A 13,833-nucleotide genomic window follows, 5' to 3' on the forward strand; every position below is an offset into this window, starting at 1 on the left:
GCTACGACAAGTTGGCGGTGCGCTACCAGGCCACCGTCACCATCGCCGCAATCAACGAATGGCTCTGACCCGCCTTACCAAACACGCCTTAGCCGGGGAGCTTGACGGTCGGGTCGTCCGGCGGCGCGGTGAGGGGGCGCGCCGCCAGCTCGTCGGCGGACAGGCGGACGGTGGCCTGCTCACCGGTCGGCGGCTGCGCGGTGAGGCGGTGGGTGGCCAGCTCCTCGGCGGTCAGGTCGACGGTGACCTGCTCACCGGTCGGCGACGGCGGGACAGCGGACGGGGCACCGGCCGGGAGCGGTGCGGCCGCCATGCCGGCGGGCGCGAGGGGCACGAGGGGCACCTGGCCGGTGTCGTCCTCGTCGTCGTCGAAGGACGGGACGGTCTGGGGGACGACCCGGTGGGCGGTGGCGAGGACCGCGGCGACGACCAGGCCCGCGGTGCCGGCGATGCCGAGGGCGCCGCCCGCGTACGCGGCGAAGAGCCGGCGGCGGCTCAGGTCGTCGACCGCGACGTCGAGGGCCTGGCTGGTCAGGTAGAGGGCGAGAGCGGCGCCGGCGAGCAGGCCCAGGGCGATGAGGGTGAGGAAGACGGTGGCGTACGTGCTGGGCGGCCCGTACTCGACGCCGCCGTGCCGGCGCTGCACGAGGATGATGAAGACGCTCGCCGCGGCGGCCCAGGCGCCGACGATGAGCAGGGCGGCGACGGCGTCGCTGGGGCGGTGCCAGCCGGCGGAGAGGGTGGCGACACCGGCGAGGGCGGCGAAGGCCGCGGCGACGATCGCGCCGGTCGCGCGGACCTTCGCCGGCAGGACCAGGACGAACGCGACGGCGACCGAGGCGGCGATCGTGGTGTGGCCGCTGGGGAGGCTGTTGCCGACGCCGGCGCGTTCCAGGTCGACGCCGAGGTCAGGGCGGTCGATGAGGGCCTTGAAGAGCTGGGTCGTCACGTTGGCGCCGCCGATGAGCAGGATCGCGCCGACGGCGAGGGCGACCCGGCGGCGGATGAGGGCGATGAACCCCACGACCCCCGTCGCGACGGTCAGCGACAGCACCGAGATGCCGTTGAGGACCCGGTCGACGATCGTCTCGACCCGCGCCCGGCCGATGCTGTTGCCGGTGATGGCGACGTAGTCCAGCAGCTGGCCGTGCTCGGTCTGCACGAAGTACTGCCAGATCCGGGTGGCGCCGTAGGCCTCCGCGGCTCCGAGGATCAGCAGCCACACCAGCAGCCCGAACGGCCATCCACGCATGGCGAGCAACATAGCCGATCCGCGGCGGAACCAAACGCGTACCGGCCAGGTGACCGGTATGCGTGGACCCGCACCGAACGGGGTAGACGGTCGTTGCTGTGTCGTTGCCGTGCCTGAGAAGGCCGTGCCAGGAGAAGGAGGCGGGATGATCACCAGGGTGCGTCCGGCGGGTGTGCTCGTCGGTTACACGGTCCAGGCCGTCGACGGCCCGGTCGGCACGATCGACCGCGGCACGTACGACAGTGGCCGTCTCGTCGTGAGGGCCGCGACGGGTCAGCCGGTGACCCTCCCGGTCGATGCCGTCCAGCGCATCGACCACCCGGGCCGGACCGTCTACCTCGGCGTGCCCCGCGCCTCCGTGCGGCCCTGACTCAGGCGCCCAGCAGGAGGGCGGCCGTGGCGAGGGCGGTGCCGGCGACGGCGACCGCGGCGCCGCTGAGCAGGAAGCGCACCGGCGGCACCGGCACGGCGGCGGCCCGGCAGCGCTCCCACCACAGCAGGGTGGCCAGCGACGCCCACGGGGCCGCGAGAGGACCGACGTTGACGCCGATGAGCAGGGCGAGCAGCTGGGTGCGGTGACCGGGGCCGATGCCGCCCTCGCCGGCGATGTACGCCGGAAGGTTGTTGACCAGGTTCGCCAGGCCCATCCCGGTCGCGGCGGCCCGGAAGGCGCCCACCGCGCCGCCGCCGGGGCCGATGAGCGTGGCGGCGAAGCGGTCCAGCCCGTGCGCGCCGAGGGTCTCCACGACGAGGAACATCCCGGTCACGAAGACCAGCAGCCGCCACGGCAGCAGCCCGGGGCGCAGCGCCGCCCGGTCCCGCCACGCGAACGCCCCGACGACGACGAGCGCGGCGGCGCCGGACGCCAGCCACAGCGGCACCTCCAGCAGCACGCCCGCCACGAACACCAGGCACGCGCCGAGGGCGACCCGGAAGAGCAGGAGGTCGCGGGGGCGGTGCGCCGGCGGCGGGGTGAACCGGCGGGCGGTGCCGCGCCAGTACGCCAGCCACAACGCGACGGCGGTGACCCCGATCGCGGCCAGTTGCGGCAGCCACATCCGCCCGGCGAACCCGACGGGCCCCAGGCCGACGTGTCCCGCGGCGAGGAGGTTCGTCAGGTTGGAGACGGGCAGCAGCAGGCTCGCCGTGTTCGCCAGCCACACGGTCGTCACCGCCAGGGGCAGCGGGGGCAGGCCGAGGCGCCGGGCCAGGGCCAGCATCACGGGGGTGAGCAGCACCGCGGTCGTGTCGAGGTTGAGCGTGACGGTCGTGAGCGCCGCGAAGCCCACGCACACCGCGAAGAGGGCCACGGTCCGCCCGCGGGCGATCGTGGCGAGCCGGTCGGCGAGGACGTCGAAGACCTCGGCCTGAGCGGTCAGTTCCGCGAGGACGATGACGGCGCCGAGGAACGCCAGCAGCGGCGCGATCCGCCGGACGGTCGCCTCCGCCTCGCCGACCGGCAGCAGCCCGGCCGCGACGGCGGCGACCCCGGCGGCGAACAACCCGATGCCGACCCAGTCGAGCACATGCAGACGCCTCATCGCGGACGATCTTCGCACCGCGCAAGACGGCCCGCACGGCAGGGCGGCGGGTCAGGCGCGCCGCGCGCCCGAATCCTCGGTGTCCGGTTCGGTGAGCGACGCGTTCGTCCAGCGCAGCGCGGCCAGCAGGTGGTCCGCGAGGTCCGGGACGACGGCGGCCGGCGCGTCCCGCTGGTACGTGCGGACCTCCGTCAGCACGGCGCCGAGCTCACCCCGCCCGTGCACGACGGCCTCGGTGACGTCCTCGGTCAGCGGGAGCTGGTCGGTGAGCTCGCTGGCGGGCCGGCCGAGCAGGTCGCCGAGCGCCGACAGCAGCCCGACGGTGAACGCCGCCGGGCCCTCGGCGCCGCGCCGCTCCGCGACGGTCTGGCACATGCGGGCCCGCACGACCGCGTCGGTGAGCTGCGCCTCGTCGCCGTCGGCGAGGTCCGCGACCATCATCAGCGTCGCCCACTGCCGCACCTGCGGGATGCCGAGCAGCACCACGGCCTGGAAGATCGAGGAGACCGGCTGCGACAGGCCGTGGGAGGCGGCGTTGACGCCGCGCAGGACGCGGACGGCGAGCGCCGGGTCGCGTTCGATGGTGTCGACGGCCCGGTCCAGGTCGACCTCGTCGGCGGCGAGCTCGGCGAGCAGCCGCATGCGGGCCAGCCGCGACGGGCTCAGCGTGTGCGTGGTGATGAGGTGCGGCCGGCTGAGCACGTGCCCCTGGAACAGCTGGAACTGCAGCTTGCGGGCCATCTCCAGCAGTTCCTGCGTCTCGACGCGCTGGGCGACGAGCCGGATCCTCGGGTAGCGGCGGCACTGCCCGGCCACGGCGTTGATCGCCGCCCGGTCACCGGCCAGCATGTTGACCTTCACGTAGTGGGCGTACGGCAGCAGCCGGGCCCTGGACGTGTCGCCGGCGAAGTCGTCGACGGCGATGCGGTGGCCCTGCTCGACGAGCCGCCCGACGCCGTCGAGGACCTCGTCGTCGACGGCGACGTCCGCCATCAGCTCCAGCCCCACCGAGCCGGGCGGGAACGGCAGCGGCAGCTCCCCCACGATGAACTCGCGGGTCAGGTTGATGAAGCAGCGGCGGTCGCCGACGAGCTCGGCGATGCCGAACGCGGTGAACGCCTCCACGATGACCCTGCTGGTCGCGGCGCTGTCCCGGACGGTGGCGTGCATCGCCTCCGGGCCGTCGCGGAACAGCAGCTCGTAGGCGGCGACGTGGCCGTGCTTGTCGTAGAGCGCCTGCCGGCCGATGTGTACGGGTCGCGTGCTGTCCACGGCCACCTATCGGCAGCCCGGGCGTCCGGTTGCGCGTTTTGCGGCGCTCACGGCGTCGCGGGGCGGGCCCTCGGCGGGATGATGTGGCCGGTGTACGCCACGGCGTCGAGATACGCCCGGGCCGTCTCCTCCACGGGAAGCGGCGCGGCGAGCAGCATGGGCAGGTCGGACGCCTCGTACGCGGCGACGAGCGACAGCAGCTCGCCGAGCGGCCCGGCGCCCTCGACGAGCGCCCCGGTGACCTCGTGGCTGAGCGACAGGCGGGTCGCGAGCTCGGCCGCGCCCTGGCCGAGCAGTTCCGCGACGGCGGAGACGAGACCGACGGTGAAGGCGGGCTCCGGCGGCACGCCCATCCGCTCGGCGATGTTCTGGCACATGCGGGCCCGGGTGATCGCGCCGGACAGCTGCGACGCGCCGGGGTCGTCGAGGTCGCTGACCAGCATCAGGGTGGCCCAGTCGCGGAGCCGGTCGACGCCGAGCAGCAGCACCGCCTCGTGGACGGACGACACCTTCACGGGCAGGCCGAGCGCGTCGGCGTTCGCGGCCGCCATGAGCCGCAGGCTGAGCGCCGGGTCGCTGGTGACCAGGCCGACGACCCGGTTGAGCGGGATGCTCGGGCCGACGAGGAGGCTGAGCAGCTCGACCCGGGCCAGCCGGGACGGCGACAGGGCGGCGGTGGACACGACCTGGGGGCGGCCCAGCACGTACCCCTGGAAGAGGTCGAACCCGAGCGCCCTGGTGTGCTCCAGCTGCTCGGGCGTCTCCAGCCGTTCCGCGACGAGGGTGAGGCCGGGGTACTTGCGGCAGCGTTCGACGGTGGCGACGAGGTCGTCCTGCGGCGTCTCCAGCACGTCGATCTTCACGTAGGCGGCGAGTTCGAGCAGCGGCTCGTGGCCGAGGCCGAACACGTAGTCGTCCAGGGCGATGCGGTACCCCTGCCCGACGAGCCTCTCCACGGCGGCGACGACGGCGTCGTCGATCGTGACGGTCTCGAGGATCTCCAGGACGACCTGCTCGTGGTCGAACGGCAGCGGCAGGTCGCCGACGAGGAACTCGCGGGTCAGGTTGACGAAGCACAGCCCGCGCCCGCAGAGGGCCTCGATCCCGATCTCGGTGAAGGCGGTGATGAGCACGCGGCTGGTGGCATACGCGCCGCGTTCGTCGGCCTCCACCGCCCCGGCGTCGCCTCGGAAGAGCAACTCGTAGCCGTGGACGTCGCCGTGCCGGTCGAAGATCGGCTGACGTCCGACGTGCACTGCGCCGGAAGGGGGGAACATACCGCACACATCGACTCCGGCGGCGCGACACTGACCCCTTTGCCGCGGAAATGTTCCCCCGGCCCGGGCGGGTGCCAGGCCGCGCCTCAGGCGGCGCCGGCCATCGCGTGGATCTTCCAGCCGTGGTCGGGGAAGCCCGCCGCGTCGGCCACGTGCGCGCTGGCGGTGTTGGCCGGGTCGTGCAGGTAGACGGCGACGGCGCCACCGTCCACGATGCGCCGGGCGGCCCGCGCCACCAGCCGCCGGGCCAGGCCCTGTCCGCGGGCGCGTTCGTCGGTGCCGACGGAGATCTCCACACCGGAGACGTCGTGCGGCTTCAGCCCGACACCGGCCAGGTAGGCGCCGTCCGGGTCGCGGGCGACGAGCACCTCACCCGGGAAGGGGCGCAGCCAGTCGGGGATGCCGGGGGCGTCGGACGGCTCCCACTCCCCCGCCGCCGGCAGCGCCGCCGGGGTCTGCGACCAGCGGAACACCCCGGTGAAGCACACCTGCTCCGGGCGCCCCAGCAGCCGCGGCAGCCGCGCCGCCCACTGCTCGGGCGACGCGCCGGCGACCAGCTCGGCGACCGCGTCGCGGTGCGCGGGCGGCACCGACAGCACGCCGCGGCCGTCCGCGTCGGTGACCCCGAGGGCGAGCTGCTCGGCGCCGTCCCAGCGGGGCTTGTCGCGGGCCGGGTGCCCGACGACGGTGATCCCCTGATCCGACGGCGGCGGCCAGGCACCGAGCCAGACCTGCAGGAACCTCGTCAGCACCGGCGCCTCCACGGGAAAGACCGAGAGCCACATCCTAGGCTCTCGATCTTCCGTGTACGGTCCCGTCAGCCGACGGTGAGCACCTCGCCCTGCGGCACCGCGGCGACCCCGGAGGCGAAGTTGCGCTGGACCTGCGCCGCCTCGGCCGAGCTCGGGTTGGCGTTCGTGCAGGACACCGGCGCGCTGCTGCCCGACATCAGGTCGGAGCACAGCCCGGTCCGGCGGTCCGGCAGGCCCAGGATGTGGCCGAACTCGTGGGTCGCGATCCGCAGCGGGTAGTAGCCGTCGACGACGGCCTCGCGTCCCATGTACCAGCGACCGTTTCCAAGGCTCGTCGAATACGTTCTGGGCCAGCCGTTGTCGGCGTAGACCCGGATGTTGGGTGTCCGGCCGGCGGTGACGGGCACCAGCTTGACGTTGCTGACCTTGCCGTTCCAGACGGTGGCCGCCTGGTTGACCACGGCCACGAACTCCTGTGCCTGGCTCGCGTCGTAGTAGAGGGTACGGGTGGCCGCGTGCGCGGGCACCGCGCCGACCAACTGCACGCCGACCAGCGCCGCGATGGCGAGCAGCACGGTGGCGAATCTGCGTCTGACCATGGACCAGAGGCTAGCGCTTCATCGCCGTTCGTCGATATATACCAGTCGGCTCATACCGGCCACCGTCGCGTGTGCCCGGCGGCGGTCAACCGGCGCGCACCGCGCTGACCGCGTCGAACGGCCCGCCGGCCAGCCAGGCGAGCGCATCCGGCACCTCGTCCATCGCGCCGAAGTGTGCGTTCCCGGATGCCGGCCGCGGCTGCGCCTGGGGGATGATGCGGCTCAGCTGGCGCACCCAGTCGTCCAGGCGCTCGTCGTCGCTGCGCAGGTACACCGGCACCCGGATGCTCTCGAGGTCGATGTGCCAGTCCTGCCGCAGCGCCGCGAGGTCGTCGAACCATCCGTACGGGGAACGCCGGATCCCGTCCAGGAGCGCGAGGGGGTGCGCGGCATGTGCCGCCGCGCCCCGGCCGGGCAGGACCGAGGTGGGCAGCGCGGCGACGAGCTTCTGGAACGTCGCCAGGTCACCGGCCGACGCCGCCGCCTTCAGCGCTTCGAGCAGCCGATGCGATGCCGCGTCCAGCGCCGGCGATGGATCCCGGTCGAACGCGGCCCGTTGCCGGCTCACCAGCACCGCGGCCCGAGCGACCCGCTCCGGGAGCCGCGCCGCGACGGCCAGCGCATGCGGCGCGCCGGCCGAGATCCCGAGCACCGCGAAGCGGTCGAGCGCGAGTTCGTCGGCGATCGTCTCCACATCACGGGACGAGTCCGCGACCCGGCGGCCCGCCTGCCGGTCCGAGTCGCCGTATCCGGGACGGTCGTAGGTGATGAGCCGCACGCCGAGGCGGTAGAGCACGATCGGTCGCGGCCTGGGCCCGAGCCGGGAGCCCGGCGTCGGGTGCATCAGGAAGACCGGAAATCCGCCCGGTTCCCCGCTGACGGCGTAGGCGAGTCTGCGGCCCGCGGGCGACACCGCCCACATGGCATCCACCGGCGGCTCCGGCCGAGGTGGATCGGCCAGGTCGGGGCCGCCCATGGCACGCAGGAGGTCGTGGGTGATCCGGGCGAGCGGGACGGTGCCGGGGACCGGCGCGCCGTCACCGGCCGGCGCCGACAGCCGGAACGGGCCCGTCCCGGGCCGCGCGAGGTGGGAGCTGGTCAGGCTGATGATCTCGAGGACCTGGTCGCGGGTCAGCTGCCGCTGCAGGACCGCCCGGACGCCGTGCAGGAAGTCGTAGGTCGCCTCGGCACCCGGCTCGCCGACCTGGTGCAGCAGCCCGCCGAGGACGACCTCGGCCAGGTGGGCGGCGGTCGAGCCGGGAAGCTGGCTGCGCTGGACGAGCCGCATCAGCGGCGTCGACAACGGCACCGCGGACAGCCGGCACGCGAGCTCGAAGGCCGTCGGTGAGGCCGTGGCGCGGAACGCCCGGACGCGCTCCAGTGCGGACGCCGGCGTCCGGGGCGGGAGCGGGCCGGCCGGTGCGAGCAGCGGCAGGTCGTGCCACAGTCCGTCGCCGGCGACGAGCTGGGCCCATCGGCCGAAGTACGGCGGCGAGAGGTGCAGCACGGGCAGCGGCAGCGGGCCGGACCGCTCGGCGACGTGCCAGTCGCGGTTCGGCGAGCCCGGCGCCGGCGCCAGGACCCGGCCCCGGACCGCCGGCAGGCCGGTGTCGGGCCACCGCGCCGGTGGCAGCGGGTTCACCAGCGCGACGCTGCGGTGCGCCGCCCACCGGCGCAGCCGCGCCACGGCGGACCCGTCGCGCCACTCGTCGGCGGTGCCGTCCGTGAAGACCAGGACGGCGCCGTGCCGGACCGGCGCCAGCCGTTCGGTACCGGTCGAGACGACGTCCACCCGCCGGAACGCGCCGGAGCGTTCGAGCAGGCCGCGCAGCGCTCGCAGGGTCGGCAGCCAGACCGGCACCGTCATCGCGGCGTCGATCGCCAGGGCGAGATCGAGCCGGTGTCCCCCGGCCCGCTGCCACACCGGGACCGGGTGGCGCGCCGTCGCCGACCGGTGCGCGGTCGCGGCCTCGTCGAGGCGCGGCGGGCGACCGCCGGCCGGCCCGTTCCACGGTCCGTGCCGCAGCGGCCGCAACGACCGGGACAACGCCGACGCCAGGCGCAGCGGGGGCACGGAAAGCTCACGGACGAGATCCACGGTCTCGACCTGCGGGGCGCCGGGCTGGTAGACCGTGGTCGACGGGTCCTGCGGCGGCGCGCCGCCGGGCGCCGCCCCGGCGCCGGCCGGGTCCTGCGGCCCGGCGGACCCCCGGGCCGCGACCGGGCCGGCCCGCGGGCCGTCGGCGCGCACGAATCCGCTGAGCCAGAGCAGGTCGGCGATCTCGGTCGCGGTGACGTCGTCCCGCGGTCGGCGGCTCACCGCTCACCGTGCTCGGTCAGGCTTCGCAGTACCGCGGCGATCACCGCCGGCCAGGTGTGCGGCGACTCGTCCGCGCGCTGCACCGCCAGGTAGACGAGGCTGAGCAGCTGGTCGCCGGCCAGGTCACCAGCCGCGGACCGGCGGGTGAACTCGGCGATGAGCGCCTGCGTCTGCTGCGGTGCGGTGTCGTCGAAGTGGGCGGCGACCATCTGCATCAGCTCGTTGGGCCGCGGCGCGGTGAGGTCGAGCCGCACGCAGCGGCGCAGGAAGGCGGCCGGGAACTCCCGCTCACCGTTGCTGGTCAGGACGATGATCGGGAAGGCCGCGCAGCGCACCAGGCCGTGCGTCACCTCGGCGGTGCCACCGTCGGCGGTGCTGACCTCGACGGTCCCCTCCGGCCCGCGGATCCGGCTGAGCTCCGGGATCTCGAACTCGCCGTCCTCGAACACGTGCAGCAGGTCGTTGGGCAGGTCGAAGTCGCTCTTGTCGAGCTCGTCGACGAGCAGGACGCGGGGCCGGGCGCCGGGCACCAGCGCGGTCCCGACCGGACCGAGCCGGATGTACCGCCCGATGTCCGTCGCGCCGGTCCTGCTCCCGGTCCGCGTCGAGCGGATCCGGCCGAGGGTCTCGTCGTGCAGCCGGCCGATCGCGTCGTACTGGTAGAGCCCGTCGGTGACCGCGGTCCGGCTGGTGACCCGCCAGCGCAGCACCGTGCCCAGCTTCAGCTCGCGGGCGATGACGTCCGCGAGGGCGGACTTGCCGACGCCGGGGCTGCCGGTGACCAGCAGCGGCCGCCGCAGGTGGAGCGCGGCGTTGATGATCGCCAGGTCCTTGGCCGCGTAGACGCGGCCGGAGCCGGACGGGCCGAGCCTGCGCCGGGACGCCGGGTCCGTGTCGTCGTCGCCCGTGGGCTCGAAGTTCCGCCAGTTCGGCGGCGGGGGCAGCCGGTCGATCCCGTCGTGCGGCAGGCCGCTGCCACTGAAGATCTCCCAGGTCATCGTTCCTCCCGATACTGCCAGGGCGCCCGCAACGGCTGCCGCACGACCGCCGGCGCCTCGGGGTCGTCCCAGAGCAGGACGATGCCGTGACCCGGATGGTCGTCGCCCGCGTCCGGCTCCGCCGCCTGCGCCCGCTGGCCGCGCACCGCCCGCGGCAGCTCGGACAGCGGCCGGTTGCCCAGGACGTGCCGGAGCCCGGTCCGGCGGTCGATGCGCTCGCCGCGGTGCCAGATCGCGATACGGCAGCCGGACTTGGCCAGCAGGGCGGCGATGTCCTCCGGCCGGCCGGCGAGCCGGTCCCCGATGACCGCGAGGCAGCCGTGCCGCCCGGGACCGAGCTCGGCGAAGTCGTCGACCCAGGTGACGGCATCGGCGCCGGCCGCCGGGCCGAGCGTGTCCCGCCACGCGGGGACGGTGTCCGGCGGGCCCGGTGAGGTGGGCGGGACGGGCCGCACCACCACGACGCAGGCGACCCCGATCGGGACGGCGGGGTCGTCGCGGCCGACCGGCCACCGGTCGAACGGCTCGGCGAGCAGGCGGTCCGGCACCACGAAGACGACCATCGCCGGGGCGGCCCGCCCGGCGGGCGCCGGGACATGCCTCGCCACCAGCTCGGACACCACCTCCTGGACCGCGTGGAGCCGGAGGGACCGCTCGGGCACGGGCAGCTGCGCCAGACCCTCGGCGGCGTCACCCGCGAGCACGGTCACGATGTACCGGTCGGCCTCCAGCAGGTCGTCGTCGAGCCGCACCACGACGGTCTGCTGCCCCCCGGGCGCCGCACCGGTCCGGTCCAGCCGGGCGCGCAACCCGGCGAGCTGGCGCCTGCGGCCGGGGTCGTGGATCTCGCCGGCGTGCTCGTCGACCCAGGCGCGCAACTGTCGGCGCATCGGGTCCTGGCACGCGGCGGCGAGATGCTCGGCGAACGCGAACATCGGGTAGGGGTCGAAGCGGCCGCGGAGCAGGTCGAGGCAGCGTTGCGGGGTCGGCGGGCCGTCGACGTCGAGCGGCACTCCCCCGGTGGCCTGCCGGAACACCGCCGCGACGTCGTCGATCGCCGGCAGCGCGCTCACCAGGTCGGTCAGCTCGGCGTATGCGCCCTCGTCCAGCGCGAGCCGCAGCGCGTCCAGGTCATGCCCGAGGAACTGGTTCACCTGGACGTTGTGGTGGCCGAGCTGCACGCCGCGGGCGTCGGGCGCCCCGGTCACCGGCTCGTCACGCATCGACCACAAGTATCACAGCCGGATCATGTGACCAACCCTCGCGAGGGCGTCCCCGCTGCCGGGGGGCGCCCCGCCGGCCGGGGCCGGCCCTACCAGCCGTGTGACCCTGGGCCGCCCGTCGCGGCCCGACACGACTGAGAGCAAGACCACAAATACCGATCGTGACGGCGGGTGCCTGTCAGACGCGGACCCTGGCGCTCGTCGGGTCGTACATCGGCCGCAGCGACGCACGGATCGGATACTCACGATCCGCGACCACCACCGTCAGCGCGCCGCCGTCCAGCCATGCCTGGTCGAGGACGTCGCCGCCCGCGTCGAGGAACGCGAGGCCGACGGCGCCGCCGAGGGTGTGGCCGTAGGACGCGGCGCGGACGTAGCCGACGTCGCGGCCGTCGCGGCGGACGACCTCGCCGTGGAAGAGCAGCGCCGCGGGGTCGGTCACCAGGATCTGCGCCAGGCGCCGGGTCGGGGGTCCCGCGTCGCGCAGCTTCAGGACCGCGTCGCGGCCGATGAACGACGGCTTGTCGAACGCGACCGCGAACCCGAGGCCGGCCGACAGCGGGTCGTCGGTGTTGTCGATGTCGTGGCCGTAGTCGCGGTACGCCTTCTCCAGGCGCAGGCTGGCGAGGGCCTTGAGGCCGGCGTGCGTGACCCCGCCCGCCGCCACGAGCCGGTCGTACACGTGGACCGCCTGCTCGGTGGGGATGTAGAGCTCGTAGCCGAGCTCGCCGACGTAGGTGATGCGCAGGCACAGCACGCGGGCGTAGCCGATCTCGATCTCCCGCGCGCCGCGGAACGGCATCGTCACGTCGGTGTCGCTCACGGCCTGCAGCAGCTCGCGGGACAGCGGGCCCTGGACGTTGAGCTGGGCCCACCCGGAGGTGACGTCCGTGACGGCGGCGCCGTGCCCCTCGGTGTGCCGCCGCAGGCGGGCCAGGACGTGTCGGTGCGCGGTGTCGGACGCGACGACCCAGAACCGGTCCTCGTCCAGCTCGGTGACGGTCAGGTCGGCCTCGATGGTGCCGCCCTCGTTGAGCCACTGCGTGTAGGTGACGAGGCCGCTGCCGGTGACCCGGTTCGCCGACAGCCGCTCCAGGACGGTGCCGGCGTCGGGGCCCTGCACGAGGAACTTCGCCATGAACGACATGTCCATGACCGCGACCCCCTCGCGGACCGCGCGGTGCTCGGCCGCCCACTGCGGGAACCATTCCGGCCGGGCCCACGACGGCTCGGGCTCGCCGGTCACCCCGTACACGTCGGGCATCTCCCAGCCGGAGACGTCACGCAGGTACGGGTCGTGCCGCGCCAGGCGGTCGTGCAGCGGGGACCGGCGGGCGCCGCGGGCCGAGCGCATCGCCTTGTTCGGGTAGTGGGTCTGGTAGACCATGCCGAGCGCCTCGACGGTGCGCTCCGAGCGGTACCGCAGGTTGCGCTGGTAGGGCTGCAGCCGGTCGATGTGCATGCCGGTCACGTCGACGTCGGGCTCGCCGGTGGCGATCCAGTGCGCGAGGGCCCGGCCGATCCCGCCGCCGGTGAGGATGCCGATCGAGTTGAGCCCGGCGGCGACGAAGTAGCCCCGCAGCTCCGGCGACTCGCCGAAGATCGGCGCCAGGTCGGGGGTGAAGCTCTCCGGGCCGCAGAAGAACGTGCGGACGCCGGCGGTCGCGGTGACCGGGATACGGTCCATCGCCGCCTCCAGGTAGGGCGCCATCCGGTCCCAGTCCGGCGGCAGCGTGCCGAACGAGAAGTCGTCCGGCACCCGCTCGACGCTCCACGGCGCCGCCTGCCCCTCGAAGAGGCCGATCATGAGCCCGCCGCCCTCCTCGCGGAAGTACCCGTAGGCGCCGGGGTCCTCCAGCACGGGCAGCCCGGCGTGGACGCCGTCGATCGGCTCGGTGATCAGGTAGTAGTGCTCGGCGGCCTGGAGGGGGACGCTCACCCCGGCCGCCTCGCCGAGCTGCCGGGCCCACATGCCGGCACAGTTGACCACGACCTCGGCCTCGACGTCGCCGTACGGCGTGCGCACCCCGGTCACCGCGCCGCGCCGCTTCAGCACGCCGGTGACCGGGACCTGCTCGAGGATCCGGGCGCCGCGCTGCCGGGCGCCCTTGGCCAGGGACATGGTGACGTCGACCGGGTTGGCGCGGCCGTCCTCGGCGACGTAGAAGCCCGCGAGGACGTCGTCGACCCGTGCCAGTGGGAACAGGTCGAGGACCTCCTTCGGGGAGATCTCGTGGACGTCGACGCCGAGGTGCCGGTTGAACGCGGCGACCCGCCGGTACTCCTCCAGGCGGCCCAGGTCGGCGGCGAGCTCGATGAACCCGCACTGCCGCAGGCCGGTGGACAGGCCCGTCTCCGCCTCCAGGGACGCGTACAGGTCGCGGGTGTACTGCCGCATCCGCGTCGACGTCTCCGACAGCGACCCGAACGTCACCATCAGCCCGGCCGCGTGCCAGGTGGTGCCGGCGGTCAGCCGGTCCCGCTCCAGCAGCAGCACGTCGGTGACGCCCTGCTTCGCCAGGTGGTAGGCGACCGACGTGCCGATCACCCCACCGCCGATCACGACGACTCGGGCCCGCTGTGGAAGCTGCATCCTGAG

At 74.4% G+C, this 13,833-nt stretch carries 9 protein-coding genes and 3 pseudogenes; 1 reads left to right on the forward strand and 11 read right to left on the reverse strand.

The window, feature by feature from the left end:
- Positions 1 to 385: 385 nt before the first annotated feature.
- A pseudogene (locus ACZ6TV_RS49585) lies at positions 386 to 1,252 on the reverse strand (phosphatase PAP2 family protein); the annotation flags it as partial.
- 145 nt (positions 1,253 to 1,397) lie between these two features.
- Here ACZ6TV_RS49585 and ACZ6TV_RS49590 point away from each other — a divergent pair.
- Positions 1,398 to 1,622, forward strand: a complete 225-nt coding sequence (locus ACZ6TV_RS49590; RefSeq protein WP_465307681.1) for a hypothetical protein — start codon at positions 1,398 to 1,400, stop codon at positions 1,620 to 1,622.
- Position 1,623: 1 nt separating this feature from the next.
- On the opposite strand, the gene ACZ6TV_RS49595 is transcribed toward ACZ6TV_RS49590, so the two are convergent.
- The 10 genes and pseudogenes from ACZ6TV_RS49595 to ACZ6TV_RS49640 all read right to left on the reverse strand — a co-directional run bounded on the left by ACZ6TV_RS49595 (position 1,624) and on the right by ACZ6TV_RS49640 (position 13,827).
- Positions 1,624 to 2,793 (reverse strand): ArsB/NhaD family transporter, encoded by a 1,170-nt coding sequence (locus tag ACZ6TV_RS49595; protein ID WP_465307683.1) that lies wholly within the window; start codon positions 2,791 to 2,793, stop codon positions 1,624 to 1,626.
- Positions 2,794 to 2,844: 51 nt separating this feature from the next.
- Complete coding sequence (locus tag ACZ6TV_RS49600; RefSeq protein ID WP_465307685.1) at positions 2,845 to 4,065, reverse strand: EAL and HDOD domain-containing protein; 1,221 nt, start codon at positions 4,063 to 4,065, stop codon at positions 2,845 to 2,847.
- 47 nt (positions 4,066 to 4,112) lie between these two features.
- Positions 4,113 to 5,342 (reverse strand): EAL and HDOD domain-containing protein, encoded by a 1,230-nt coding sequence (locus tag ACZ6TV_RS49605; RefSeq protein ID WP_465307687.1) that lies wholly within the window; start codon positions 5,340 to 5,342, stop codon positions 4,113 to 4,115.
- 86 nt (positions 5,343 to 5,428) lie between these two features.
- Positions 5,429 to 6,094: a GNAT family N-acetyltransferase gene (locus tag ACZ6TV_RS49610; protein ID WP_465307689.1), complete on the reverse strand. Its 666-nt coding sequence runs from the start codon at positions 6,092 to 6,094 to the stop codon at positions 5,429 to 5,431.
- Positions 6,095 to 6,159: 65 nt separating this feature from the next.
- Complete coding sequence (locus ACZ6TV_RS49615; protein ID WP_465307691.1) at positions 6,160 to 6,693, reverse strand: snapalysin family zinc-dependent metalloprotease; 534 nt, start codon at positions 6,691 to 6,693, stop codon at positions 6,160 to 6,162.
- A gap of 565 nt (positions 6,694 to 7,258) precedes the next feature.
- A pseudogene (locus ACZ6TV_RS49620) lies at positions 7,259 to 7,615 on the reverse strand (alpha/beta fold hydrolase); the annotation flags it as partial.
- A 171-nt stretch (positions 7,616 to 7,786) separates the two neighbouring features.
- A pseudogene (locus tag ACZ6TV_RS49625) lies at positions 7,787 to 9,013 on the reverse strand (SAV_2336 N-terminal domain-related protein); the annotation flags it as partial.
- Positions 9,010 to 10,011, reverse strand: a complete 1,002-nt coding sequence (locus tag ACZ6TV_RS49630) for an AAA family ATPase (RefSeq protein WP_465307693.1) — start codon at positions 10,009 to 10,011, stop codon at positions 9,010 to 9,012. The gene ACZ6TV_RS49630 and the pseudogene ACZ6TV_RS49625, both read right to left, overlap by 4 nt.
- Positions 10,008 to 11,234, reverse strand: coding sequence for a VMAP-C domain-containing protein (locus ACZ6TV_RS49635; protein ID WP_465307695.1), 1,227 nt, complete (start codon positions 11,232 to 11,234; stop codon positions 10,008 to 10,010). Before ACZ6TV_RS49635 ends, ACZ6TV_RS49630 begins: the two co-directional genes overlap by 4 nt.
- A 178-nt stretch (positions 11,235 to 11,412) precedes the next feature.
- On the reverse strand, positions 11,413 to 13,827 hold the full coding sequence (locus ACZ6TV_RS49640; protein WP_465307697.1) for a GcvT family protein: 2,415 nt from the start codon (positions 13,825 to 13,827) through the stop codon (positions 11,413 to 11,415).
- Between the last annotated feature and the right edge of the window lie 6 nt (positions 13,828 to 13,833).

It is taken from the genome of Dactylosporangium sp. NPDC051087 (assembly GCF_055586325.1).